The sequence below is a fragment of the Nocardia sp. NPDC050435 genome (assembly GCF_040655395.1).
In the GTDB taxonomy this organism is placed as follows: Bacteria; Actinomycetota; Actinomycetes; order Mycobacteriales; family Mycobacteriaceae; genus Nocardia.
On the sequence record NZ_JBFAJW010000002.1, the window covers coordinates 796711 to 820855 of the forward strand.

At 63.7% G+C, this 24145-nt stretch carries 26 protein-coding genes; 22 read left to right on the forward strand and 4 right to left on the reverse strand.

The features are described from left to right. Positions 1 to 218: 218 nt before the first annotated feature. Both AB0I43_RS08045 and gnd read right to left on the reverse strand, forming a co-directional pair. A complete protein-coding gene (locus AB0I43_RS08045) occupies positions 219 to 1973 on the reverse strand; it encodes an SDR family oxidoreductase (RefSeq protein ID WP_356972141.1) in 1755 nt (584 codons plus the stop codon). Positions 1974 to 2112: 139 nt separating this feature from the next. Further along, positions 2113 to 3141 carry a phosphogluconate dehydrogenase (NAD(+)-dependent, decarboxylating) gene (gene gnd / locus AB0I43_RS08050; RefSeq protein ID WP_356972142.1) on the reverse strand — a complete coding sequence of 343 codons (1029 nt, stop codon included), beginning with the start codon at positions 3139 to 3141 and terminating at the stop codon, positions 2113 to 2115. Positions 3142 to 3438: 297 nt separating this feature from the next. On the opposite strand from gnd, the gene AB0I43_RS08055 reads away from it, so the two are divergent. After that, positions 3439 to 5382 (forward strand): VanW family protein, encoded by a 1944-nt coding sequence (locus AB0I43_RS08055; RefSeq protein WP_356972143.1) that lies wholly within the window; start codon positions 3439 to 3441, stop codon positions 5380 to 5382. Between the two features lie 7 nt (positions 5383 to 5389). Here the strand turns inward: AB0I43_RS08055 and AB0I43_RS08060 are convergent, their stop codons facing one another. Beyond that, a complete protein-coding gene (locus AB0I43_RS08060) occupies positions 5390 to 5752 on the reverse strand; it encodes a hypothetical protein (protein ID WP_356972144.1) in 363 nt (120 codons plus the stop codon). Between the two features lie 251 nt (positions 5753 to 6003). Here AB0I43_RS08060 and AB0I43_RS08065 point away from each other — a divergent pair, with 251 nt between their 5' ends. The 3 genes from AB0I43_RS08065 (at position 6004) to AB0I43_RS08075 (ending at position 7192) form a co-directional block, all read left to right on the forward strand. Further along, entirely contained in the window at positions 6004 to 6315 is a 312-nt protein-coding gene (locus AB0I43_RS08065) for a hypothetical protein (RefSeq protein ID WP_356972145.1), read from the forward strand. A 52-nt stretch (positions 6316 to 6367) separates the two neighbouring features. Continuing rightward, positions 6368 to 6751, forward strand: coding sequence for a DUF4234 domain-containing protein (locus AB0I43_RS08070; protein ID WP_356972146.1), 384 nt, complete (start codon positions 6368 to 6370; stop codon positions 6749 to 6751). Between the two features lie 267 nt (positions 6752 to 7018). Further along, the gene (locus AB0I43_RS08075) at positions 7019 to 7192 is read left to right on the forward strand and encodes a hypothetical protein (RefSeq protein WP_356972147.1); all 174 of its coding nucleotides are present in this window, start codon (positions 7019 to 7021) and stop codon (positions 7190 to 7192) included. 10 nt (positions 7193 to 7202) lie between these two features. On the opposite strand, the gene AB0I43_RS08080 is transcribed toward AB0I43_RS08075, so the two are convergent. Beyond that, positions 7203 to 7460 carry a helix-turn-helix transcriptional regulator gene (locus AB0I43_RS08080; RefSeq protein WP_356972148.1) on the reverse strand — a complete coding sequence of 86 codons (258 nt, stop codon included), beginning with the start codon at positions 7458 to 7460 and terminating at the stop codon, positions 7203 to 7205. Between the two features lie 381 nt (positions 7461 to 7841). On the opposite strand from AB0I43_RS08080, the gene AB0I43_RS08085 reads away from it, so the two are divergent. The 18 genes from AB0I43_RS08085 to AB0I43_RS08170 all read left to right on the forward strand — a co-directional run bounded on the left by AB0I43_RS08085 (position 7842) and on the right by AB0I43_RS08170 (position 24139). Next, on the forward strand, positions 7842 to 8639 hold the full coding sequence (locus tag AB0I43_RS08085; protein ID WP_356972149.1) for a PE-PPE domain-containing protein: 798 nt from the start codon (positions 7842 to 7844) through the stop codon (positions 8637 to 8639). After that, a complete protein-coding gene (locus AB0I43_RS08090) occupies positions 8636 to 9313 on the forward strand; it encodes a hypothetical protein (RefSeq protein ID WP_356972150.1) in 678 nt (225 codons plus the stop codon). The genes AB0I43_RS08085 and AB0I43_RS08090 overlap by 4 nt, the downstream gene beginning before the upstream one ends. A gap of 471 nt (positions 9314 to 9784) precedes the next feature. After that, positions 9785 to 9982 carry a hypothetical protein gene (locus AB0I43_RS08095; protein WP_356972151.1) on the forward strand — a complete coding sequence of 66 codons (198 nt, stop codon included), beginning with the start codon at positions 9785 to 9787 and terminating at the stop codon, positions 9980 to 9982. 412 nt (positions 9983 to 10394) lie between these two features. Beyond that, positions 10395 to 10556, forward strand: coding sequence for a hypothetical protein (locus AB0I43_RS08100; RefSeq protein ID WP_356972152.1), 162 nt, complete (start codon positions 10395 to 10397; stop codon positions 10554 to 10556). A gap of 72 nt (positions 10557 to 10628) precedes the next feature. After that, positions 10629 to 10931, forward strand: a complete 303-nt coding sequence (locus AB0I43_RS08105) for a hypothetical protein (RefSeq protein WP_356972153.1) — start codon at positions 10629 to 10631, stop codon at positions 10929 to 10931. 37 nt (positions 10932 to 10968) lie between these two features. Next, complete coding sequence (locus AB0I43_RS08110; protein WP_356972154.1) at positions 10969 to 11577, forward strand: hypothetical protein; 609 nt, start codon at positions 10969 to 10971, stop codon at positions 11575 to 11577. Positions 11578 to 11582: 5 nt separating this feature from the next. Further along, the gene (locus tag AB0I43_RS08115) at positions 11583 to 12020 is read left to right on the forward strand and encodes a hypothetical protein (protein WP_356972155.1); all 438 of its coding nucleotides are present in this window, start codon (positions 11583 to 11585) and stop codon (positions 12018 to 12020) included. 156 nt (positions 12021 to 12176) lie between these two features. Further along, complete coding sequence (locus AB0I43_RS08120) at positions 12177 to 14126, forward strand: hypothetical protein (RefSeq protein WP_356972156.1); 1950 nt, start codon at positions 12177 to 12179, stop codon at positions 14124 to 14126. Between the two features lie 20 nt (positions 14127 to 14146). Then, positions 14147 to 14683 (forward strand): hypothetical protein, encoded by a 537-nt coding sequence (locus AB0I43_RS08125; protein ID WP_356972157.1) that lies wholly within the window; start codon positions 14147 to 14149, stop codon positions 14681 to 14683. A 569-nt stretch (positions 14684 to 15252) separates the two neighbouring features. Then, positions 15253 to 17019 carry a hypothetical protein gene (locus AB0I43_RS08130; protein ID WP_356972158.1) on the forward strand — a complete coding sequence of 589 codons (1767 nt, stop codon included), beginning with the start codon at positions 15253 to 15255 and terminating at the stop codon, positions 17017 to 17019. A 20-nt stretch (positions 17020 to 17039) separates the two neighbouring features. Then, positions 17040 to 17531: a hypothetical protein gene (locus tag AB0I43_RS08135; protein WP_356972159.1), complete on the forward strand. Its 492-nt coding sequence runs from the start codon at positions 17040 to 17042 to the stop codon at positions 17529 to 17531. Between the two features lie 103 nt (positions 17532 to 17634). Further along, the gene (locus AB0I43_RS08140) at positions 17635 to 18222 is read left to right on the forward strand and encodes a hypothetical protein (RefSeq protein WP_356972160.1); all 588 of its coding nucleotides are present in this window, start codon (positions 17635 to 17637) and stop codon (positions 18220 to 18222) included. 98 nt (positions 18223 to 18320) lie between these two features. After that, entirely contained in the window at positions 18321 to 18620 is a 300-nt protein-coding gene (locus tag AB0I43_RS08145; protein WP_356972161.1) for a hypothetical protein, read from the forward strand. A gap of 53 nt (positions 18621 to 18673) precedes the next feature. Then, positions 18674 to 18997, forward strand: a complete 324-nt coding sequence (locus tag AB0I43_RS08150; protein WP_356972275.1) for a DUF5361 domain-containing protein — start codon at positions 18674 to 18676, stop codon at positions 18995 to 18997. A 15-nt stretch (positions 18998 to 19012) separates the two neighbouring features. Continuing rightward, on the forward strand, positions 19013 to 20410 hold the full coding sequence (locus AB0I43_RS08155) for a hypothetical protein (protein WP_356972162.1): 1398 nt from the start codon (positions 19013 to 19015) through the stop codon (positions 20408 to 20410). Then, positions 20407 to 21300 (forward strand): phage tail protein, encoded by an 894-nt coding sequence (locus AB0I43_RS08160; RefSeq protein ID WP_356972163.1) that lies wholly within the window; start codon positions 20407 to 20409, stop codon positions 21298 to 21300. The genes AB0I43_RS08155 and AB0I43_RS08160 overlap by 4 nt, the downstream gene beginning before the upstream one ends. 154 nt (positions 21301 to 21454) lie before the next feature. Next, positions 21455 to 23071, forward strand: a complete 1617-nt coding sequence (locus AB0I43_RS08165; protein ID WP_356972164.1) for a phage tail protein — start codon at positions 21455 to 21457, stop codon at positions 23069 to 23071. A gap of 15 nt (positions 23072 to 23086) precedes the next feature. Next, positions 23087 to 24139 (forward strand): hypothetical protein, encoded by a 1053-nt coding sequence (locus AB0I43_RS08170; RefSeq protein ID WP_357431581.1) that lies wholly within the window; start codon positions 23087 to 23089, stop codon positions 24137 to 24139. Positions 24140 to 24145: the final 6 nt, after the last annotated feature.

Below are 24145 nucleotides of genomic sequence, written 5' to 3' on the forward strand. Positions count from 1 at the left end.
CCTCCAATAGCGGCGAGATCTTGCCGATCGGCCAGTGGTGGCCTGGAGTTTACCGGAGGTCGACCGGGAATCGGCAGAATTCCGCCGGTTGGCAGCTGTTCGGGGTCGGGGCGGACCGTTTCTCATCAGATCGGCAGTATTCTGCCGATTTCATCGGATTGGGGGTAGCGAAGACGTTGGATTGGGGTGATTCGGCAGTATTCTGCCGATCGGACTGATCAGCGGATGAGGGTTGTGCGCTCGGTGGCGAAGCGGACCAGGGCGGGGGCGAAGCGCCAAAGGTAGTACTGGGCACGGGATTCCGGGGTGACAGGCACGATCTTCTTGTTCTTCTGCACCGCTCGCACGATCTGCGCGGCGACCCGGTCCGGGGTGTAGCCGCGCCTGCGGTAGAGCCGGTCGTAGCGCTCCTGCATCCGGGCCTCCTTTTCGGGGGAGACGCCCGACATGCGCGTGGTACGAACGATATTGGTGTGCACGATCCCGGGGCAGATGGTGCTGACCCCGATCCCGCACCCCGCCAGCTCGGTGCGCAGGCAGTCCGAGAACACGAACACCGCCGCCTTGCTTGTGGCGTAGGCGGTGAACCCCTGCTGCGGCGCATAGGCCGCCATGCTGGACAGATTGACGATGTGCCCGCCCAGCCCGCGCTCGGCCATCGCGCCCGCGAACGCCCGGCACCCGTTGACCACCCCGCTGAGATTCACGTCGAGCACCCGCTGGAAATCCGCGGCGGGGGTGTCGAGGAAGCGTCCCGCCTGCCCGATCCCCGCATTGTTGATCAGCACGTCGGGCACCCCGTGCTCGCGGATCACCGCGTCGGCGTGCTTGCGCACGGCGTCCTCGTCGGAGACGTCGAGCGCGTAGGCGTAACCGCTGCCACCCGCCTGCCCGATCAACGCGACCGTCTCCTCGGCCGCGCCGAGATCGATATCGGAGACGACGATCTCCGCGCCGTCCCGTGCGAAGGCGAGCGCGGTCTCCCGCCCGATCCCGCTACCACCGCCGGTGATCACCACCAGCTGATCCTCGAAGGGCCTGCGCCGCAGCCCCATTCGCGCCCGGCGCAGGCTCCGCGCGGGCGGCGCCCCGGCGGTCGCGTCGATCAGCTCCAGGGTGGCCGAGGCGAGCAGCTCCGGATGCGAGAACGGCAGCCAGTGCCCGCCTTTCACCACCCGCACCCACACATCCTCGGCCCACCGATCCTCATCGGCGTAGGCCGACTGACGCACGGCCGGATCCCGGGTGCCGATGATGATCTGGACCGGCACCTCGGTGCGGGCGTCGCGGGCGCGTAGCGGATTCGCGAACCAGGTGGCCCGGTAGATGCGCAGGCCACTGGCCATGTCCTGCTTGAAGGTCGGCGCCAGGTGGATCCGGTCCGGTCGCGCGCCCTCGCTGTTGGCGAGCATGGCGCGCCAGCGTTCTTCGCTCATGCCCAGCCGGATCGCCGCGTGCGGCAGGGCCGGCAGCGCCAGGAAGGTCGAATAGGCGAAGGACCCGAGCTGGGCCAGCGGCAACGCGATATTGCGCGGGGTCGGGCGCGCGAGCCGGCTGCGGGCCCACTGGGCGGTGTGCGCCAGGCTCGGCCCGGAGACCGAGGTGAACGAGGCGACCAGCCGCCGGGCGTCCGGGCGGCACACCACCTCCCACATCGCGACGCTGCCCCAGTCGTGCGCGAGCACGTGCACCGGTTCGTCGGGGCTCAGCTCCTCGATCACCGCGACGTAGTCCTGGGCCAGCAGCTCCACCGAGATGTCCAGGGAGCCCGGGGGATTGGTGGATTCGCCGTGGCCGCGATTGTCCACGCTCAGCACCCGGAAGCGGTCCAGGAACTCGGGCGCGACGTTGTCCCACAGGTGGTGGGTGTCGGGCCAGCCGTGCAGCAGCAGCAATGCCGGCCCGTCCGGCGTCCCCTGTTCGTAGACGGCGATGTCGACCTCGCCGTTGCGCACCAGGTGCTTGACGACCATGGACTCACCCCATATCCGGACCGCCGTTGGCCCTCGGACGATGTTCCCTCGCATCCATTCTGTCCCAGACGCGCCCGCGCGGGAAGCCCCGCGTGGCGCACGGGGCCCGGCCGGTCGAAATGCCGGGCCCCGCAGCGTGTTACGAGCCCGGCAACTCGATGTGCCCGCCGAAGGCCTTGCGCATCGCCGAGAGCGCCTTGTCCGCGTACAGCGCCTCGCCCCGCGAGGAGAACCGCTGGAACAGCGCCGCCGCCAGCACCGGCGCGGGCACTCCCGTGTCGATCGCGGCATCCAGAGTCCAGCGCCCCTCGCCGGAATCGGAGACCCGCCCGCTGTAGCTCTCCAGTGCCGGATCCGCGTAGAGCGCGCCCGCGGTGAGATCCAGCAGCCAGGAGGCGACCACCGAGCCGCGCCGCCACACCTCGGTGACCTCGGGAATGTCGATGTCGTACAGGTAGTGCTCGGGATGGTCCAGCGGCGTCTCCTCGGCGGAGTACTTGCCGGTGTGCTCGGCGCCGATATTGGCCTTGTGCAGGATGTTCAGACCCTCGGCGTAGGCCGCCATGGCGCCGTATTCGATGCCGTTGTGCACCATCTTCACGAAATGGCCCGCCCCGGCGGGCCCGCAGTGCAGGTAGCCCTGCTCGGCGGCCGACGGCTCGCCGGTGCGCCCGGGCGTGCGCTCGGCCGCCGCGACGCCGGGCGCGATCGATTTCAACAGCGGATCGAGGTATTTCACCTGCTCGGCCTCGCCGCCGATCATCAGGCAGAAGCCGCGTTCCAACCCGAAGACTCCGCCCGAGGTGCCGATGTCCACGTAGTGGATCCCCTTGGGCCGCAGTGCTTTCGACCGCTCGATATCCTCGTGGTAGCGGCTGTTGCCGCCGTCGATGACGATGTCGCCGGGCTCGAGCAGTTCGGCGAGCTGATCGATCATCGCGCCCGTCGCGCCCGCCGGGATCATCACCCACACCACCCGCGGCGTGTCCAGCATCGCCACGAACGCGGGCAGCTCGGTGGTCCCGTCGAAACTGTTATCTAGCTCACTTCGTAGCAGGTCGATGTTCTCGGTGTGCCGGTCGAGTCCGACGGCGGTGTGCCCGTCCCTGGCGATGCGGCGCACGATGTTGGCGCCCATCCGGCCCAGGCCGATCATTCCCAGCTGCATGCCCGTCCCTCTCCGTGTTTTCGCGCCGCTCCCTGTCGATTTCCGATTGTCCCGCGCGAGCGCCCGGAAACCCGGTGAGGCGGGATGTAACACGCGTAGCGGGTCGCCGATAAACAGATCGGCTCCGCGTAGTTGCCAGACCCCCGACCCGGCAACTGCGCGGAGCCTTTCCGTATGTTCCGTGCGTCGGCTCCCGCTCGTCCGTGCTGTGCGGACGCTGTCGGAGCGGCCCACTATCGTGGGCGGAGACTCGCACTGGGCGAGTGCCTTTCACCAAGAAAGCGGGGAGGACGGTTCGTGACGAACGAGTCGAGCACCGGACGCCACGACCGCGGTCGAGGGCAGGGCGAGGTGACGCTGCGTCAGCTGCTGGAGGCCAAGCGCACCGCCGCACAGTCGCCCGGGTCACCCGACGATTCGGCGACCGTGCCCATCCAGACGGTGACGCGCACCGACCGCCGAGCCTTCGCGAACCAGCAGCGCGTCGAAGACCCGCCCACCGAGAAGCTGCGCCCCGTCCGCCCCGGCGGCGCCCCGCCTGCCGCGCCGGTGTGGTGGAAGTCTCCCTCCGCCCGGCGCATCGGCATCGCGGCGGGCGCGCTGCTGGCCGTCGGCGTCATCGGCTACGGCATCGATCTGGTGCGCTCCGCGGGTGAGGTGCCGCGCGGCACCGTGGTCGCCGGGGTGGATATCGGCGGCATGGACACTTCGGCCGCCGACACGAAACTGCGCGCGGCCCTGGCCGGCCGCTCCGGTCAGGAACTCCCGATCCGCATCGGCGACGTGCAGACAAAGCTGCTGCCCAGCGCCGCCGGCCTGGAGATCGATTGGGATGGCACCTGGGACAGTATCGGCGGCCAGCCCCTGAACCCCTTCACCCGTTTCGCCTCGATGTTCACCTCGCGCACCGTCCCGGTCGTCAGCCGCGTCGACGAGACGGCCCTGGGCCAGCAGCTCACGGCGCTGCGCGTGCACGACCGCCCGACGGTCGAGGGCACGATCCAGTTCCAGGACGCGAAGCCGGTCGCGGTGCCGCCGGTGCCCGGCCGCGAGCTCGACGGCCCGGCCGCCCGCACCACCCTGATCGACAACTGGGTGCTGGGGGCCGCCCTGGAACTGCCGGTCCATCCGGCCCCGGTGACGGTGCAGCCCGAGGCGCTCACACGGGCCCTCACCGAGATCGCCACCCCGGCCGTCGCCAATGCCGTGGTGCTCACCGGAAAAGACAGCACCGGCAAGGAAGCCACCGCCAAGCTCGACCCGGCCCAGATCGCGACCATCCTGTCCTTCGCGCCCGACAGCCAGGGCGGCCTGGCCGCGAAGTACGACCAGAACATCGCCGTCGGCCTGCTCGCACCGCAGCTCGCGCCGACCGAGGTGGAGCCCAAAGACGCCACCTTCGCCGTCGGCGGCGGCGCGGCCCGCGTCGTTCCCGCCGTGGTCGGCAACAAGGTGAATTGGCAGAAGACGCTGGAACAGCTTCCGGCCCTGCTGATTTCGCCCAACCAGCGCACCGCCGCAGCGATCTACGAGAAGGTCGAGCCCAAGCTCACCACCGAGGTCGCGCAGAGCTTGAAGATCGTCGAGCCGATGGGCTCGTTCACCACCGGCGGCTTCAGCGGCCCCTCGGGCGTCAATATCCGCACGGTCGCCACGAAGGTGAACGGTGCGGTGATCAAGCCGGGAGAGGTGTTCTCCCTCAACGATTTCACCGGCCCGCGCGGTGTCGCCGAGGGCTATGTGGAGTCCGGCATCATCGATCACGGCCGCCCCAGCACCGCGGTCGGCGGCGGCATCAGCCAGTTCGCCACCACGCTCTACAACGCCGCCTATTTCGCCGGCCTCGAGGACGCGGGGCACACCGAGCACAGCTACTACATCTCCCGCTATCCCGCCGCCCGCGAAGCCACCGTCTTCGACGGCGCGATCGATCTCAAGTTCCGCAACAACACCGAGAACGGCGTCTACATCGAGGCGGTGGCCACCGGCTCCGACATCACGGTGCGCCTGTGGGGCACCAAGAACGTCGAGGTCGAATCCATCACCGGGGAGAAGAGCAAGCCCACCGAGCCCACCGAGATCAAACTCCCGAAGGGCAAGGACTGCATCGCCTCCGAGGGCGCGCCCGGCTTCACCATCTCCGACACCCGGGTGATCAAGGACCGCAAGTCCGGCAAGGAAGTCTCGCGGCACACCCGCACCGTGAAGTACGACCCCATCCCCGTCGTGAAGTGCGAGTAACGCGGTCTCACTCGAACCCGAGCCAGTGCCGCCAGCCCCGCTGGGGTTCGGCGTGGAAGTGCGGCTCGGGTTCGCCGTACTGATAGTGCTGCCCCATGTCCCAGCTGCCGTCGGGATTCTTCTCGAAATGGTAGGTGGCCCCCAGTAGCCCGCTGCCGGTCCGCCGATGCAGTCCGATCACCCGGACGATCGCCGTGTACAGCTCTGCCGAGCATTCCAGCTGCATCTGGGTGTCCGACCCGAAGCCCAGCTGGAGGCTGTCGTCGGCGAGCTGGAAAAGCAGCTCCGCCTCGGTAGCGCGCTCGTCGAAGAGATCGACCGCGAGCTCGCCGATCATCTGGTCGAAAGCGCGTTGCTGGATCAGGTTCATCTGTGCCGCCTTGTATCTCGGTGTCCTTGTCACCCGTGGCTCGTATCGGAGTCCGGAAGATGGTGAACCGGAGTACCTTTCCCGATCCGCACGGCGGGCGCAAATCCTTTCGGAGCTCCTGGAACGAGGATTGCGGAATGCGAGCGTCGATTTCGCAAACTCTAAATCCACTGTGGGACAAGACATGTAGGAAAATTCATGTAATGTCTTCCGGTTCCGGCCAGGTCGGCCGGACACGAAAGGATCTGTTCATGAACCGCGTCATCGCCCTGGGCATGCTCGCCGCCGCGATCACCGCCGCCGGAATGACCACCGCGAACGCCAAGACCATCGAAGCGGGCACCTACAGCAGCCGGTCCGCGTGTGAACAGGCGGGCAAAGCCCAGCTGCACGGCGAGGTGAAGAGCTACCGGTGCAGCGCCACCTCACCCAACCAGGCCACCGGCGACTACAACTACGTCCTCCGCCTGGAAACCGCCGATCCGAACCGCCCGTGTCCCTCCGGCGGCACCGGATCCGCGTCCGCGTCCTCCGAGCTGTTCTGCCTGTTCGGCACGCAATAACGACCCGCCGCCCGCGGACCGAGCTCAATTCTTCACGATGACAGGATCGACAATGACCACCACGCAAACCATCTCGCCGATTCAGCGCCGCAGCCCGCTGTTGACGTGGCTGGTGTTCCCGCTGATCACGCTGGGAATCTACTTCTTCGTCTGGTACTACAAGATTCACCGCGAAATGGCCGAGCTGAAGCGGGATCACAACGCCCCGGTCACCGGCCCGCTGCTGGTGATCATCTTCCTCGGCTGGACCGGCATCGGCGCGCTGATCAGCTTCTGGCGCACCGGTTCCCGGATCGCCGAGGCGCAGGAGGTCGCGGGTCTGGAGCCGATCTGCAAGCCCGTCGTCGGCTTCCTGCTGAACCTGGTGTTCGGCCTCGGAATTCTCTACTACCAGCTGGAACTGAACAAGATCGCCGACCGGATCGATCCGCAGTAGTACTTTCGGCAGCTACGAAGAGCAAGAACCAAGCGGTTGTGCACTGTGCGCAACCGCTTCTTTGTGCGCCAAGCTCCAGGACTGCCACATCTGTTGGATGGTTGGAGCGGAATGCCACGAAGCGGCTGTTAGGCTCTTTCCGACGCTGCGCGAAATCGTCGTTGAATGACGAATCACTGTGCAGCCCAGTACTTTTCGACAGAGTTCGTTGTCGGATGGGTGACGAAACCCGACCGGCGAGGGATCATCACGGGGGAGCGTAGCGATATGGTGTCGGCGCACAACAAGCGCGGCGTGGTAGCCGAGGACGTCACCGTGCGCATCCTCGCCGGCATCGGCACCGTGTGCGACGTAGTGCTGCTCGCTTTGGCGAACGGCACCGATCCGGCCCGCGCGGTCGCCGAATACGCGGGTGCGCTACCCGGCCGGTGCTGCGCGTAGGAGTCTGAGCTCAGTCCTGGGTGAGGTCGATGTTGCGCAGCGCCAGGTCGACGAACGACTGCACCGACACCTCGAACGCGGTGCACAGCGCGAGCAGTTGAGGCATGTCCGGCGACCGTTCGCCGTTCTCGAACCGCTGGATCGTGCTCACCGCCAGACCGGTCTGATCTGCCAGTTGCTGTCGGGTCAGGTCCCGGCGTGCGCGTGCCGCTCGAAGCTCGTTACCGACCGCGCGATTGATAGCAATCGCTGCTTCTTTCGAACCCATACGGACCATTCTGAGGTCCGAACGGATTTATAGCAAACGGTTCTCTGCGTGCGGCGTCCGGTGTGATCCTAGTTGCGGTCCCTCTCGGAAAGTTCCGTTAGGGGTTGATGGAGGTCCGAACGGACTATATGGTGTGCCATATGGAACATTAGATTCGAGCATTGCCCAGGATGTGCGGGGTGCGCTGCGGCAGCGTTGCGCGCGCCATCCCTGTCATCGCCGCGACCGCCGGCTTCCGGCCGCTTCGGCATCTTCGAGTCTTCTGTGACTTGCATCACCAACTACTTGTTCGGGTCGATCAGCCCGCACGGGGCGATCGATCAGCAAACCCCGGCATTCGGCCCGAGCATCCGCATCGGAACCATCGAAGGTGGAACAGTCATGCCCGGCCCTGTCTCGAATCAGGTACGTAGCCTGTGGAATTCGCGCGCCACTCGGGAGGTCGTCGACGTCCTGGTCGTCGGCGGCACCTGGAACCCTAACGGGGAGGCCGTATCCGGCGCCTTCATCGACGCCCTCGACCGCACGCGGTACCTCCCGCGGATGGTCCCCTACCCGGCGGACTACGGGAAGCGAGTCGCCTACGCGGACAGTCTGGCCGCCGGCCGCAGCGCGCTGATCCATGCCGTCGAGTCGACCCCGAATCGGGTCGTTCTCGCGGGATACTCCCAGGGCGCGGCGATCGCGGGAAACCTGGCGGCCGAGATCGGCCGCGGCGAACTCCCGCATCTCGAGGTGCTGGCCTGTGCCCTGATCGCCGATCCGCTGCGCCCCGCTGGCCACTGTCTCGGTGCGGATCCGGGTGGCTACGGTGTGGCCGGGCAGCGCCTGATCGAAGGCGTTCCCACCTACTGGGCGGCCGCGCCGGGTGACCCGATCACGGCGCTGCCCGCCGGCAACCCGCTGCGCACGATCGCCGATCTGAGTGCGTACTTCAGCCTGTCCGGTTCCGAAGCCGCGCTGCGCTGGGGGCAGAGCCTGATCGACGTCGCCGCGCGCCGGCAGGTGCAGCGCTGGTGGTCGGTGGACAACTGGCGCAACTGGGCGGGCGCGATCGCCTACGCGCGCGGGTATCTGTTCGACGGCCGTCACACCGACGACTACATCCGCGGCGGCCATTCTCGTCGCCTGGCCGAGACCTTGAACGAGATGACCTTCACCCCGGCGGGCGCACGGTGAGCGACGATTTCCGTGACCTGTTCCTCGACCGCACGGAACTGCGCGCCCTCGCCGGGCTGCTGCGCGAAATCCCGGATCTGGCCGAAGATCTCACCATCTCGATGACCAAACAGGCGCGCACCGGCGTGCGGGTCCGCACGCGCGGCCGCTCGACCCATCAGGCGCTGCCGTACGACCCCGCCGCCGCCGAGGCCGCCGCGGCCCTGCACGCCACGCTTGTCTCCTGGGTCCGCCTGGTGTGCGAACAACGCGACCTCGAGTACTCGGGCTCGACCACCACCGCCGGCTTGGCGCGCTGGCTGGACCGAAACCTGGTCGCACTGGCAATGACCGACGGTGTCCAAGCCGCGCCCGCGGGAATCCGTGCGGTGGTCGAGCGCGCACAGCGCATCGTCTGCCCGTCCCGGGAGCCGATCGTCCTCGATGCCTCGACGCTCGAGCGCGCCCGTGCGCACCGTCTCAATGCGTCCGGAATCGCGGCGCTGGCAAAGGAACTGGGCGACGAGTATCGCACCTTGACGGTCCGGCGTGTGCAGACGCTGAGGGACGCGGGCAGGATCGCTCCGCTGCCCGGTCCGTGGGCTCCGGATTGGCCCGAGCAGTTCGTTGTCGGGCGGGTGCTCGACGAACATCGGTGCCATCCCACACGCCGTCGCCGCGCTGAGGCGAGCTGATTCCCGAACCCCCGGTGCCCCGTTCTCGAAAGAGGCCGGGGCACTTTCGTGTTGCACCACATGGGGGCGAAAAATGCTGTCTCAGCTGCGGTTTCGAAGAAAGTTTGATTCCGGGTGTTGACATCCGATCTTGAATAGGTGAAGCTTTGTGCAGCGCCACAGTTGCGCCTCCACCCCGGAATCAACCCCGGGCACTCTACGAACGGCCTCGCAGCGTCCATCGGATGCGCGGGGCCGCAGTCGATTTCACACCGGAACCGCGGATCGGTCCGGTGTCATCCATGCGGCACGCCCCCGATGAAACCTCGGTGACAGAGCGGGCTGAGCCTGCCGCATAACGCCCCGGACCGGTCACCGTTTCCCGCCATGTCAGCGCGGTCGCAGACGATGCCGCACACCGGGGCGGCCCGCCTCGCTCCCGGCCACCCCCTCGGCCGGGAGCGAGGCGCACAGTGCGACCCGGGAGGATCCATGACCGACCAAATGTGGGAGTTGCTCGAACCGGCCGCGCATAGCAACCCGGCCGCACCGCTGTCGGTCGACGAGGCGCATCGGCTGATGCGTGTGCATCGCGACTGTGCTCTCGACAGCTGCGGGAGCAAGCGCACGGCCTTCCGATACCTGGTCGCCGCGGGGCGCATCGTGCCCGACTCCTCGCGACGTCACTGACCGGCGGCTTCGGCCGTGCTCAACCACCCCGGCTCGGCTCCCGTCGCAGGCAGTTGCGGTCCGGATGCTGTTGATTGTCGAACACGTGTTCGAGTATCCTCTGCGGACGGAGCGCGTGGCTCCGCGGTGTGGTGGTCAGAGGAAGGCTGGAACGGTGCGTAGATCGAGGCTCGATGCCTGGCTGGACCCTCGAGGTGCTCTTCCACCGCTGGATCGCGACTGGTGATTGATGTGAAACCGCTGTCCTGCAGCGGTTTACAGGGCTCGGGCCGCGACGGCCCGAAGTCCGTACGCGTCGTGGCCGACGGTCGGCCCCGGCGACGAGTTGAACGTGCGCCGATGGTGTCGCGTAATCGAGTGTGGTCGGGGATGGCTTAAGGGGACAGTAGCCGTGGATCGGGAGTGCCAGTCGTTGTCGTTTGCCCATGTGTTCGACGCCGAGTCGATCACTTTGGTGCGCAACGAACTCGGGCCGATGGTGGCCGGGCGAATAGCCCGTGACAAACCCACCCTCTGCGATCTCATCCGCGTCGCCCACCTGCTCGGCTGGGACCCGCGCGACCTGTTCCGCTGAGCCGCGAATTCCCCCGCAGCCCCGTCCATCGTCATCGGCCGGGGCTGTCCCTTCTGTACAGAAAGGCAGGCCGTGACTACCCAAACATGGCTCAACGCCGAGCTGGTCCAGGCCCTCGGCGTGGCACTCGCGACGGTCATCGGCGCGGTCACGGCCTGGCAGGCGCGCGAAGTCTCCAAACTCCGCGAACGCGTAGAGCAACTGGAAGCCCAAGCGGCCGACGACAAAACTCGCTTCCGCGACGCCATCCGACTCATCCGCGCACTGCAGCTGCACATCGACGAACTCCGCTCGTTCCTGCGCCTGCACGTCCCCGGCCAGGAACCGCCGGCGGTCCGCTACGTGGTACCGGACTCGCTCAAAGAAGAGATCTGACCCACCTCCCACACCCCGGAAAGGCCTGCGCACCCTCATGTCCGACAAAGAAATCGTCGAATCGGTCAACTTCGGCAATCACCAACCCCCACCGGAGTACGTGAAAACCGACTCCGGCCAACTGGTCACCCCGGAGTTCCTGCACCTGCTCCAGCAGACCCTCTCCGGCAAACTCGCCGACGCCCAGCCCGACGAGGAACTGGACCCCCAGGTCCGCGCCCTAGCCGAGGAACTCTCGGTGATCCATCTCCCGGAATGGCGTAGCGCCGTCGGCCGAAAGCTCGCAGACCCAACCGTGACCAGCATCAAACAGGCCACGCGCATCGCGGAATACCTCATCCAGCGTGGCGTGCGGGTGCATTCCGAACTCGAGGAAATCCGTTGGATCCCAACCCCCTCGGGACTCCCGGGCGTCTTCGACCTCGGCATGCACTTCACGAAGGACCAACACGGTCAATGGCCTGCCCCAGACCCGGAAACCTTCTACGACTTCGATGACATCCAGGTCATCCAGGGGGACGACGGGCTTTGGCACGCCACGCACCCCCGCGGCTTAACCGTGGAGGCAGAAACGAAAACCGATGCTTACGCCGGACTTGTCGAAGAGCTCCGCGCCCGCATCGCACAGGCCCGCCAGGAGAACTGATTCACATGACTGAACGTATCGAGTTTCCCGACGTCGAGAAGGCATTGGTCGACTTCCTTACGACCAAACTCGGGGCAGCCTCCGATACCGCGAAGGTGGCGACCAAGGTGCCCGAGCCGAGGCCGGCGCGGATGGTTCGGGTTACCCGCGACGACCGCAGACCGCGGCTGGAGGGCGATGATTCCGAAGTGCGGCGCGGCGCTCGCTTGATCGTAGATCGTGCTCGAATCGCGCTCGAGTGCTCCGATGATGCGGGCAACGGTGCTGCCTTGGCGGCAACTGTCCGCACCCTTGTCAATACTGCCGCCCCTGGCTACATCGGCACCATGTGGTGCGACTACGTCGAGGATGCGGGGATCGAAAACAGCACTGATCCGGCCACCGCCAGCCCGCGCTACGTGATCGTCATCGATCTGATCGTACGAGGAAAAGTTCTCGATTGACCCCGTGACTGCGGGGCCTGGCCACGATCTCCCCAGCGCGCGACGGCGCCTCCGGAAGAACAGCGCCGCCAATTCTCCGGTCCCCGCAGCCGAATACCGCAGTGACAGAGGACGTCTGAGCCGGGGGACCACCGATTGCTTTTGTGAGGTCTCGACGTGACTAACACCATCGCGGAGTTCAACTCGGCAGCCATCTCAACTTTGATGCAACAGGTTCGACCACAGTTGGACAACGCTCTCAACCAGATCGACAACGAAGTCGCACGTGCCGGTCTGGAGCGGGCAACAACAGAAGTGCTTTCAGCGCTGCTCCTTCCGCCCTCTGATCTCGCTGTTTCTACTTCAGTCGGCACAGGTGCCGTGCCGCAGCGCGTCTTCAACTTCAACGGCATGGATCGCGCGCAAGCCTTCCGACTGGTGAAGCGTCTGGATGCACGCCGGTCCCTCGTGGAGTCCCTGGGCAGCGGATTGCCAACAGCGCCCGCAGCACAAGCTCAGCCGATTGCGGCTGCGGTTCCCACGCCCAAACCCGAACAGGTACCGGTCCCAGGCGATGCGCAGATGGCCGGCGTCGGTCCGAGCACTCCACCGACCAGCGACCTTCCAGGTCAGGAAATCGATCCCGGGATCATCGCACCTGGAGATCCGGGACTGCGAACGCCTGCGGGCCCGGGACAGGAATACACCGTTTATCGCACCGGTCCAGACCCGGGATCGACGCTGCCGGGCACTGGCGGCGCGGGACCAGTTCCAAATGCGGGCGGTGGAACCGGGCAGGGCGGGGCTAGCGGGGGCGGCCAGAGCGGCAGCGCTCCAAAGCAGCAACCGGGCACGACCACTCCGGCCCCGCAGATGCGGTATATCGAAAATCCGCCGGGGCGGCACCTGGTCTGGAACAACGACGACCCGATTTGGGACGACGGGACGCCAGTTCACATTTGGCGCGACGAGCAGGGAAGAGTCCACTACGGGTATCCCGTGCCGATTCCCGGCTCCGAAGATGATGCGTACCCGATCCCGACGCCCGGATCTGGTCGATCTGTACCAGAGCAAGGTACGCAGCCGGAGCCAAGTCCAGGGAACGCCGCGCATACCAATCCTGGTGCCGCACGCGACGAGCAGTCGCCGGCACCGCAGCCACAAGCCGGCCCCGGTGGACCAAGCGACGATGCGACAACCTCAACGCCTGCCAGCGGAACCGAACCCGGCATTGACAGCGGTGTTTCGCCGCTGGACCCGCCGCCGGGCGGCCCGCTACTGCGGGTGCCTCCACCACCGGAGCCCGTGGAAGAACCGGAACTCCAGAAGGCCGAACCCGAGGATCCAAGTGCGCTGGAGGAGTTACTACGTTGGCTGGGCGAATACATTTCGAGCGATCCCAGTCTCTTGGAAAGCTTCATCCCGGTTTACGGCGCTTTGCGGCAAGCGATCGCCGACGGGTTGCGTGGAAACTGGGGCGGATTCGCCTTGAATATGGGCTTTCTGATTCTTGACCTAACGGGCATAGGATTTCTCGGGCGCAAAGTCGGCCAGCCGGTGGCTAGATTCTTGGGCCGATTAGTAGATTCATTCGGCAACGCTGCGGCAGAGGCGTACGCCGCAGCAAATCGAACTAAGAGGCAGCTAGCTGAACGCCTGAGGCAGATATTCGATGGCACGAGTACACGGCCGCAGCCGAGGGTGCCCGGCGGTGGTGAGGACTACGTGGCCCCCTTCGGCAAGGGGCCCTTCTCGAATAAGATGAAAAACGAGCTTGAATCTGAGCTCGCCGATGCTGACGCTGCCGGCATATTTCCAATAACACCCGCAGCAGATAGCTTTGATGATCTCATAAATACCGGTGAAAGAATCAAATGGGCGGTGACACTCGATGGCGAGCTACTAGTGATTCCACACGACGTACCGGGATTTGGTGAGGTTCCACACTCTGTATTGGTTAGGGAGGGTAAGGTTATGGCTGCGGGCGAGGCTTCTATCGGAGGCGATAAAGGTATGGGCTACTTCGGGCTGGAAATTACACCGCATTCAGGTCATTTTCAACCCAGTTTGGAGAGTATGGATGTTGGGCGAGAGGCTTTTGCTCGCTATGGCATAATATTCCCCTAAACTACTCTGGATGGAATTACATGGATTACGCGCCCGACCTGTTGAACCAAATTCTCTCGCTGGACTTCGCCACGCTTGAAGCCCGGCTTGGCCGATCCGACATTCCAAAAGACTTCAACTGGAGAGGCTTGGCTGAGATCTCCGGGGCCAAGGCCATGAGAGAGGACTTTGCTACAGGGCTGAAGTGGGCGCGGATCTCTATACTCGCTCGGGAGCGTATTCGCGAGTCGACCCCAGATGAGTTCGAACGCAGAGCTCAAACAGCATCTGTTATGTTGTTGCGGGCTGAAATGATCAATCGGCATGCGTCAATTCCCGGTGACCCGATACTTGACGGGCGAGATATCTTTATGTGGTTCCTGGACCGTCACCGTGGCCAGTTCGAAACGGTAGTCGCCGATGCTTCCCGTTGGCGGGAGCTATCGATCTCTCGAATTCGTGAACTGAGATATATAAAGATGGAGCTCAACAGATGTCGCTATATCAAGAAGTGGGCGACTCCGGATATTCAAGATGAGCTGAACCAATGGATCTCGGTGTGGAACATACTCCCGTGAAAGCTTCTGCTCCTAAGATATCCTGCAACCTGGCGGTGAGATTCATCTGTGACTGGCGATATCCAGAAAAAGATGCGGACTGGGAAAATGGCATCGATTCTGAAATACTTTAAAAGCCTCAAGTTATAGATTCGAATTTCGAGCCACCAAATAATTTCAGGTTCGATCGCCGTCATGCCGACTTGAGCCCATGCGCCGAAGATGGCAAAATGCTGGCCTGCATCCCGATGTAATCGCGGACGACCAGTCGCCACGGACTCGGTTGACATTGCGGCAGAACCCGACGGCAACCTGTCAATTGAATCTTATGTTCCGGGAGAGCTTTAGTCATGCGATGACAATGAGTTTTGAGGAGCTTGACCGGCAACTCGCCATGGGTCTGCCTCTGTAAGTTCGCAAGTTCGAACAATGAAGCCTCGGTCCCTGCTTGGGGACCGAGGCTTTGTTGTCTCCTTCCGCGTGACATCGCCACCCTTCAAGGGTCGGTTCCTCCTTTGCATAAGGATGCTCGTCATCTTTTCGGCCCGGGTTGGGGCGAAGTTATTCTTCTCATCTTTTGAAAGGCCGTGATGTCATCACCGGAAAACTCACACTTCTTCCCGGCACCAGTCAAGATACAAACCTTCCATGGAATGACTCCGGTCTCTGCGGTGCGGATGGTCGAACGCATCTTTGCTGGCGATGTATTGATTCAATCGTCGCTGGCTGAGCTCCGATTCGATGTTGCTTCGCACAATGATCCGGGGATCATTGTGCCGGGGAATGATTCGTCAGACGACAACATGCCGAGAGTCGAACCAAAACTTCCGCCCGGATACCGACATACCCCGGTGGCTCCTAACGAGAACGGCGATCTGCCGGCGCCTTACCGCTATGAGAAGGGGCCGCCGCGGCCTGAAGACCAGAGCGGAGCCAACGATGCCGGGGGCGGGTTCGCGGGCGGTGGTGGCCCCTCTGCCACCGGCAACGCACCAACGAAGCCGTCCGAGCGCGAAGCCCCCTCTTACCCCAGCAACGGCGCGGATGTCGGCCCACCGGGCGTTCAACCCGGTACGGCACAAGGTGCGCCATACATCCATTCCGATCCGGGCGGGGTCTGGGATGAGACGTATCCGCGCGGCAACGATGTTCAGATACCCGCGGAGCACACTCTTCCGGACCCGCTGCTTCCGCCCACTGATCACCGTCAGGCACAACAGAATTCGCCCCAGTCGGATGGCACCGGGGCGTTGGATGCGCCGCGCATCGTTCCAGACCTTCCTCAGACGATGCCAAAGACTGCGGCCCCCGGTGCCGACGCTCCGGACCTGAATATGGCGCCTGACTTGCCGCCGGCTTCAAACCCTGCGAATGAATCGCCGAATAGTCCGGATATCGGTGAGCCCAGCTTCCTTGAGAGCCTTATTCCGTTCTACGGCTCTATGCGCCAAGCGATATATGATTTTCAAAATGGTCGCTGGCTAATGGGTATGCTGAACACGGCATTCGCGATCAGCGATCTATTTCTGATCAAGTCTATCTTCACCGTCGGCGGGAAGCTGCTCTGGAAGCTGGGTCAGATGCTGATCACGGAACCTGCGGCGATCGGAAAAGCGCTGTCTGGCATGATTGCCGGAGTTGGGAGTTCCATCGGTAGCGCAGTAGACAGAACAAAGAAATTCTTTAGCGGAATGTTCGGTGGCGCTAAAGAATCGGCGGATGAGGCGGCAGAGAGGGCTCGGAGAGAGCTCGCTGAAGAGCAGTGGAAAGAGGCACAGCAGCGTTTGCGGCTGGAAGCTGCGGAGCGCAGGGAGCGGGCAGGTAAGCAATTGCCGCCTCGCGGCCGAAGGAAACCGGTGTGGGACAGAGTCAATGACGGATTCGATGATCTCCGCGATGATGTTCAGCGTGCTCAAGACGAAATATCAATCAATGGTTATGCAAGAACGAGGACGCATGCATCGGCTGTCTTCGATGCTGATGATGGCTCGAAAATATCGGCGCGTGCTTCAAGCGGAAAAGATGATTTTCTTGACGACAAGAATCTTCAACTCGACAACGCGGCAAGAGAACCTGTCGGGGACCCGAATCGGTATCCGATCAACGAGGTTGACGGCAAATTTCCTTCCAATGATTCAGAGGTAAAGATTCTCGAAGAATTGCGCAGTAAGCTGCGTCCGGATGCCTCAGGTAAACTACGAATCGTAGTCGATCGTCCGCGAGGAGACGATATGGCAGCTTCGGAAGTCATATGCCCCTCGTGTGTGAATGTCTTGAATTATTTTAAAGAAGAGTTTCCGAATATTGGTATCGAGGTGCGCGATATGTACGGTAGAATCCTTTTCTCGAAGCCGTAGCTGGAAGGTGGTAGTTGGTAATGGACGAATGCGAAATCGCAATTTCAAAAATCGCTGAAAGTTACCGAGAGGTGGTTTCTGGCGGTTTAGACCTGGATCGCATCGAAGGATCCTCGGATTCGGCCATCGATGCGATGGCGGATTCGCAGAATGCTTCAGCGATACCGGCTTCCGCCCGAGAAATCTATCGATTCATTGGTACTCGCTCCGGGACGTTTCTGTCGATTTGCTCGTTTGAGCTTTGGGAGCTTGACGCCGAGGAAAAAGAAGTGGCAATGGAAAGTCTGTCCGATGTGGCTTCTGAGTTGAATCCTATAGTTGATCCGATACACATGTTGGTGATTATGCAGTCAGACGCTGGCTATCATGCCGTCATAGACGGTGTAGATTTGGACGAGCCCGACCCTCCGGTCTGGATTGTTTTCGAAGGTGGGACAATAGAAAGACGAGATTCCGTTACTTCTCTGTTTTCTCAAATCGCCAGGTCGGTGCAGGATGTGCTCGATCTGTAAGAATTTCTTCGATGGCCGTCAGGCCTGACTATATTATCGCCATGGCTACAACTGAATAACCCATCCCGAGGGCCTGCGCAAACGTCCCAAGGGAGAAATAACAATGGCTCTGCCCTCTAGCAAGTTCATCGGCGCTGGCACCCCGAACATCGCCGTTACCGGCGGTGTCCTGGTGGGCCCGCTCAACACTCCGCTGCCCCAGTCCGCCGCGGACACCATCAATCCGCTGCTCAAGCCGCTCGGTTACGTCTCCGAAGATGGCATCGAGTCGAAGGGTGAGCGCAAGGTCGAGACCATCAAGGACTGGAACGCCGATATCATCGCGCAGCTGCAGACCGAGCACTCGGTGCGATTCGGTCTGACGCTGTACGCGGTTTGGGACAAGGACGTGCTGAACGAGATCTTCGGCCCGGATAACGTCACCCCCACCGCTGCGACCGCGACGACCGGCTCCCTGTACAAGGTCAAGGAGACCGGCTCGGTGCTGCCCGCGCGTTCGTGGGTTTTCGACATGAAGAACGAGTCCAAGAAGCTGCGGATCGTGCTGCCCAACGCCAAGATCTCGCAGGTCACCGAGCGGAAGTTCGTCTCGAAGGAATTGGCCGGCTTCACCATCACCGTTGAGGCGTTCAAGGATGACGCCGGCGTGAAGGCGTACCGCTACCTCGACGACGGCGTCTTCACCGCCTGATAAGCCCCCAGCGGCGGCGGGAATCAAACCTATGCGCAGGCCCGCCCGCCGCCGCTGGGCCCTTCATGGTGTCTGCGCACTTCGATACGAAAGGGTCTGTGCACCAGATGAATACATCAAAGCCGCCGGCGTCCGCCGACGATATCGTGAGAGTCAAAAACGACTTCGTCCGGCCAGTTGGCGGTGTCGACGTCCGACTCCCCTCACTGTCTTACCTGAAGCCTGGTCTGGTTCGCCGCATTCGTCGCCTCAACAATGTTGACGCGATGTACACATTGATCGAGCTGAGCGTTTCCCGCGAAGCGCTCGCTGCTCTCGATGACATGGATCCGACCGCGTACCAGGAGTTGCTCGACGAGTGGCGTGAACATTCGGGCGTGAGCCTGGGGGAATCCTGAGCCTCGATGCTCTTCTCGAAGAGCACTGCGAGGCAATCGAATACGACTTGATTGTGCTCGGCCTCCGGCTCTCTCGCCTTGGCGGTGAAGAGCTCAGTTGGCGCGATCTACGTGCGATCGTCATGCACGCGCCCATCGACTCCGCCCTGTCCAGGGCGCTGTACCCGGATGACCATCGCTGGCAACTGAATGAGCACCTGCTCGCTTCTGTAGCGGACTCGCTCCGTTGGCTGGTGTGGTCCAAGACCACTGCTGCCCGGCAGGGTCGCGATATGCCCGAGCCGATTGTGCGCCCGGGTGTCAAGTCCGCGGTCGAAAGGATCGGGACTTCAGCCGCCATCGACGAGATCAACAGCTTCCTCGGCTGGGCGGAATAGGAAAGGAATTCTTGAATGGCTCCCGAGCAATCTGACCGTATGCGCGATCTCTGGCCCGGGTTCAGCTCCGAAGAACGTCGACAGTTGTTGGCGGTGAATGCTTTTGGTAGTGGATCGGGGCTGGACACCGTGCCGGCGCCAGCGTGGAGTCCGCTCGATCCGGCGATGGCGGATCCAGCGCTCGGGCATCCGGGTGCAGAGCTACCGTCCGGCTTCGAGTCACTCGACTCTGTTCTGGGAGGTAACCGGCTGGGCACTCAGCCACAGATCGGCATGCCCACGGCCTTTCCGTCGCTGGTTCCTGCCGATCCGGACGGCGAATACCGGCGCTTCCTGGACCTGTTTCAAAACGTCGTGGGCCGGGGCGTGGCGATAGCGGCGGCTGCGCTTTCACCAGTCCTCAGTGCAGCGATCGCGTCGGCTTCGGTTGCCTCCCCGGCTGGCGGCGGTACCCAGAATCCGGATCCGCTGCGAGTGCGGGTACCCGAAAGCAACTCGGGGTTCGGCGGTCAGATCACTGATCCCGGTGGCGCTCAACGTACGTCGGCGTCCGGAGGCATGCCGATCCTCGACGCGATCACGAGTGGATGGATTCCGTCGCCGGACTTCCTACACGGTTTGGTTCCCGGTTTTTCGGACGCTGTCGATCAAAGTTCGCAGCTTTTGCGGGGATTGGTCGACGACGGTCTGGTCCCACCCGTAGGCCAGCTCTCGCAGCAGGCCTACACAGCGCCCGTGGGGGACCTTCCAGCGCACCTTCCTACCAAAACGGGAGGCTCTGGTTGGGGTGGGGCTTTGGCGTCCGTGCTCGCACCCTTTGTTTCGCACCCGCTCCGGACGCTCGAGGCTCCCGGGCCCACTCCACTGACGGCGGAGACGCTCGAGTTGCCCGGCCTCGCGTTGCCCTCGGTGGCACCGTATTCGCCCGCCGAACAAATTCCCGCCCAGGACAAAGGTCCGCTTGGTATCAGCGGAGCGGACTTGGCCAGCGGCGCTATCGCCGGCGCCATCAACGGTGCTGACGAAGGCATCTTCGGAATGATCAAAGGTGGTGTCTCGGGCCTTGCCTCGACCGCAGGTGGCGCGATCGGCGCGGCGATCGGTACTGCGATCGCGCCTGGAGTGGGAACCGCCATCGGCCAAGCCCTGGGCTCTCTCGCCGGATCGCTGGGGGCAGATCTCGTGCTCAAACCCATTGAGCAGGGCGTCAGCTATGTGGCCGATACGGCGAAGGAATTGGTGGGCTCCGGCTTCGGATTGGTTGATCTCGCGAAAGGCGAGGGTGGGCACACCGCACGACAAGACATTTACAACTTCAACGGCATGGACCCGAAGAGTGTCGCCATCGCGACCGAACGCGTCCACCGGCGCCGCACACTGGCGCAACATCGCGGAGGAGGGCTCGGTCGATGACCCACCAGCTTTTGGAAGTGCACGACACAAAGGTGGTCGTGTGGGATGTCAATGGACGAGTATGGCATCTGGCCGGCGTCAATGCGGGCCGTGAAGGTGTACGGCTGACCAAACAGTCCGGATTCATGTTCGCCCCAGTGCAACTGCTCGTCTCCGAGGGCGCACGACAAGACGGCGCTACCTTCATGCGCTCGGTGCGCTCGAAGAAGGAGTGGGACTTCCTGGTTGTGATCGCGGCCGCGGGCAAGAACGGCGCGACGAACACGGTGCGGGATTTCCATGCTGTGCATGACGCATGGTTCCGCGGCTGGACTACCGACAAACCGGTAACCGTCGGCTACTACACGCGGCACCAGGGTTGGCGTTTTCAGCAGGCGCAACTCGACGCGGCGCCGGAGGCCGTTGGCGATGTCGACCCAGCGCGCAATGCGCTTGCGGTGTACAAGATGTCGGCAGTTGCAATGGACCCGCTCGAGCATCACTTCGAGGAGAGTTCGGTATGGACGAACGCCTCCGGTTTCGGCGAAGGCACTGTCCGGGCGCGTAATGCTGCAGATCAGCCCGCGTGGCCGCGGTACACGATGAATGGCCCGGGCCGGTGGTCCATCCTCGACCCGGTCGATGGCGCTCCGCTACGTCTGGTCCAGACGCCGATGTTGAAGGTGGGCGAGACCTTGCGTATCGATACCCACCCCCGGCATCGCACCGCCCGCGTGTACTCGACCGGGATCCCCCAAGGTCGCAATGTGTGGGCGCAGCTGGCGGGCCGGCGTTGGATGGCGCCGGTCGAGCCGTGGTCTGTGGCTGATATCACCGTCAAGGTGGAGGGCGGGACCACCGACTCTTCCCTGATCGCAACGGTTACGCCCCGCTCCTCGCGACCATTCTGATGCGTCGGCCCATCCCATTCGGGGTGGGCCGTTTCTTTTCTCAAACAACTGAAAGGTAGCGCTCGATGAGCCGTCCAGTTTTGTTTCGTGACAGCGCGTGGTGCGTGGTTTCGGTAGTGGCCATCGAGTGTGCCGTTACGCGCGAGATTGTCCGATGACCAGCGCCTGGGATCCGCGCGTCGAAGCCAGGCGGATGGACAGCGCGCACCAGTCGGATCAAGAGCAGGCACGCAACCCTGAAGTCCTCGTTCGCTATTGGGACAAATATATGCGCGAAGTAGGTGAAGAGCACAGCTATCAGTCGCTCCAGTTCACCTATCCACGCAACGCACCCGGCGGATTGAAGATGATTTGCCCACGGGACATGGTGCACTTCGATCACCTGTTCAATAACCCGGACGGGGAGGATGCCACCATCCCGATCACTGTGAACACCAGAGGTTTCCGGTGGGATGGCTATATCACGAAGGCGTCGATCGTACGAGACGACAACGGCGTGGAGTCGGTGGATATCGAGGCGATCCACGCCTGGAACCATGTGTCGACGATCTGCTGCTGGGCGAGTCCGTTCGCGCCGATCCTGGCACAGTTCCCACGGCACCATATCTTGTTCGGGCCGGTCCGAAGCCTGGTCACGACGTATTTGACGATGAACCTCATGCGGTTGCAATCCGCTGGTTGGAAGCCCCCGGCTGCGGATGATTCGCCGGACTGGAGCGGCGTCGGAGACGCACTGTTCCCGATCGCCGTGGTCCCGGTCGATCCGCGATACGACACCAGTCGTTGGAGCGCAGCGTCGGCCCGCTTCGACATGGCGGACAAGCTCTTTCAACCGATGTTGGAAGACTCGGGCGTGATGCTCACGGCTCGGTTCTTCATTCCCGACGAGGACGAGCAGCCGGCGCCCGAGTGGTTCTATCTGGATAAGCCGACAGTGGTACTTGAGACGGTGGACAAATCGGGGGTCACCGGCCCGACCGGCACGCTGCTGGATGGAATCCGGTCGTGGATCGAAGAATTCGCCGACGACGGCACGACGCCGAAGCGCACGCCGCGCCTCGATTCGACGACCGAGTACGAATCGGTGTACGGCGAGCAGGGCGAGCTCGGCACATTCCAGAACTTCCCTTGGGTCTGGTACTTCGAGGGTGAGTATTCGGGGATCGGCGCTTCGGAGATCGCGTTGCACAAGCCGACCGCGACCGACGTCATCATCGGCGGGCGCTCACCGGGCTGGGTCAATGTCGGCATCGAGATCGCGATCAAGGGGTTGCTGTCGCTGATCGGGCTGGGCTGGCTCTACCGCGGTCAGCTGAATGATGTCTTCCTCGCGTGGAACGTATATCGGGACCAGGGCCGAGTCGGACGGGCCGGCCCTTATGCATTCCGCGAGCTGTATATCACCGGCAGTGACAAGGCCTTCAATCTCGACGGCCTGGTCGCCGCCCGGCAAGGTCTGCATCTGACCCGCGGTTACACCAGCCACCGGGTGACCATCGAGGACAATGCCCCCTACCTGCTCGGTCAGGACTTCGGACTCGGCGATCAAATCGGTTTCGCAGTCGGACAGCACGTCTTCACCGACTATGTCACCGAACTGACCTTTACCGACGACCGCGAGGTGCCGGCCGTCTGGCAGATCACCGTCGGTGACGGCTCGGACGAAGAGGACTCCATGGTCAAGGCCTGGCAGCGCCTGGGCCGGGTCGCCGCCGCCCTGAAGGATCTGGCCACCGACGTCGGCGCCGATCTCGATCTGCTCATCTTCTGATCTGGAGGAAACATCATGGCGGACATCAGCTTTCCCGCCCACCTCACGGTGAAACGGACGCCCGACGGCAATGGGCTGCCGATCTTGGAGGCGAGTGTCGGCGTTCCCGCCGATGTCGCTGGAGTCGGACTGCCGCCTGGGCCTGTGGGTCCGGAGGGGCAACGCGGGCGCGCCCGCACCACCTTTCGGAAGATGGGTGAGATCAACGGCCCCGGGGCCAGGCCCACCGGGCTCGGCCCGGATGACCGCGGGCAGTGGTGGCATCGGCTGGACGACCACGGCATGGACGTATGGACCGGCTCCGGCTGGATGCACTCACCGAACACCGTGGGCCCACAGGGCCCGATCGCGGCCGGGAATTCGATCACGGTCACCGGTACCGCGCACCGCGCGGATCTGACCGAAGCCGGCGTCGAGTTCAGCGGATCGGATGCGGCACAGCGCTTGTCGGTGACAGTGCCGGCCGGTCAACGGGGGCCGAAAGGACCGGCGGGTACGTCCGGTGCGATCAACTCCTCGGAGGATTTCGATACGACCGGCACGCTGACCCAGGGCGCCGTTTTCGCCTACAACCCGGGTATTCGGAAGTTCCGTCCACAGGCAGCGCCGGGCGGGACCGGGCCGTGGTCGTGGTCGGGCAACGACTTCAAATCCGCGGCCGACCCGGTCGCGGCCGACAAGCTGATCGCGGGCACCTTCACCATCCCCGCGCAGCCGTTCGACTGGCGTCCCGTGGTGCACGGTCACCTCTATCTCTTCTCCGAGGCGAACGACGCCCAGTACGCCGCCGTCACTGTGCGGCTGTTGCATTCGGAGGGTGTCGTGGTGGCTCACTACCGCTCGGGGTGGTCCGGCGGCTGGATCTTCGGCCCTATTTCCCCGCTGTACGGCGACAGTGAGTCGGTCAAGACGCTCTCGCCGTCTTCCACGTACGCGTCGGTGCCGGCCGGGCAAAGCGCGAACCTGGTCGTTGTCGTCGAGCGCCAAGGTGTGGCGAGCACCAGCGTGGGCAAGATCAACTACTCGACCGCCATGGCTTCGCTGGTCGCGTTCGCTCAACCCCTATGAGGTGAA

Coding starts and splice junctions, on each gene's coding strand:
- AB0I43_RS08045 (WP_356972141.1), bottom strand. CDS start 1,973: ATGGTCGTCAAGCACCTGGTGCGCAACGGCGAGGTCGACATCGCCGTC.
- gnd (WP_356972142.1), bottom strand. CDS start 3,141: ATGCAGCTGGGAATGATCGGCCTGGGCCGGATGGGCGCCAACATCGTG.
- AB0I43_RS08060 (WP_356972144.1), bottom strand. CDS start 5,752: ATGAACCTGATCCAGCAACGCGCTTTCGACCAGATGATCGGCGAGCTC.
- AB0I43_RS08065 (WP_356972145.1), top strand. CDS start 6,004: ATGAACCGCGTCATCGCCCTGGGCATGCTCGCCGCCGCGATCACCGCC.
- AB0I43_RS08070 (WP_356972146.1), top strand. CDS start 6,368: ATGACCACCACGCAAACCATCTCGCCGATTCAGCGCCGCAGCCCGCTG.
- AB0I43_RS08075 (WP_356972147.1), top strand. CDS start 7,019: ATGGTGTCGGCGCACAACAAGCGCGGCGTGGTAGCCGAGGACGTCACC.
- AB0I43_RS08080 (WP_356972148.1), bottom strand. CDS start 7,460: ATGGGTTCGAAAGAAGCAGCGATTGCTATCAATCGCGCGGTCGGTAAC.
- AB0I43_RS08085 (WP_356972149.1), top strand. CDS start 7,842: ATGCCCGGCCCTGTCTCGAATCAGGTACGTAGCCTGTGGAATTCGCGC.
- AB0I43_RS08095 (WP_356972151.1), top strand. CDS start 9,785: ATGACCGACCAAATGTGGGAGTTGCTCGAACCGGCCGCGCATAGCAAC.
- AB0I43_RS08110 (WP_356972154.1), top strand. CDS start 10,969: ATGTCCGACAAAGAAATCGTCGAATCGGTCAACTTCGGCAATCACCAA.
- AB0I43_RS08115 (WP_356972155.1), top strand. CDS start 11,583: ATGACTGAACGTATCGAGTTTCCCGACGTCGAGAAGGCATTGGTCGAC.
- AB0I43_RS08125 (WP_356972157.1), top strand. CDS start 14,147: ATGGATTACGCGCCCGACCTGTTGAACCAAATTCTCTCGCTGGACTTC.
- AB0I43_RS08130 (WP_356972158.1), top strand. CDS start 15,253: ATGTCATCACCGGAAAACTCACACTTCTTCCCGGCACCAGTCAAGATA.
- AB0I43_RS08135 (WP_356972159.1), top strand. CDS start 17,040: ATGGACGAATGCGAAATCGCAATTTCAAAAATCGCTGAAAGTTACCGA.
- AB0I43_RS08140 (WP_356972160.1), top strand. CDS start 17,635: ATGGCTCTGCCCTCTAGCAAGTTCATCGGCGCTGGCACCCCGAACATC.
- AB0I43_RS08155 (WP_356972162.1), top strand. CDS start 19,013: ATGGCTCCCGAGCAATCTGACCGTATGCGCGATCTCTGGCCCGGGTTC.
- AB0I43_RS08160 (WP_356972163.1), top strand. CDS start 20,407: ATGACCCACCAGCTTTTGGAAGTGCACGACACAAAGGTGGTCGTGTGG.
- AB0I43_RS08165 (WP_356972164.1), top strand. CDS start 21,455: ATGACCAGCGCCTGGGATCCGCGCGTCGAAGCCAGGCGGATGGACAGC.
- AB0I43_RS08170 (WP_357431581.1), top strand. CDS start 23,087: ATGGCGGACATCAGCTTTCCCGCCCACCTCACGGTGAAACGGACGCCC.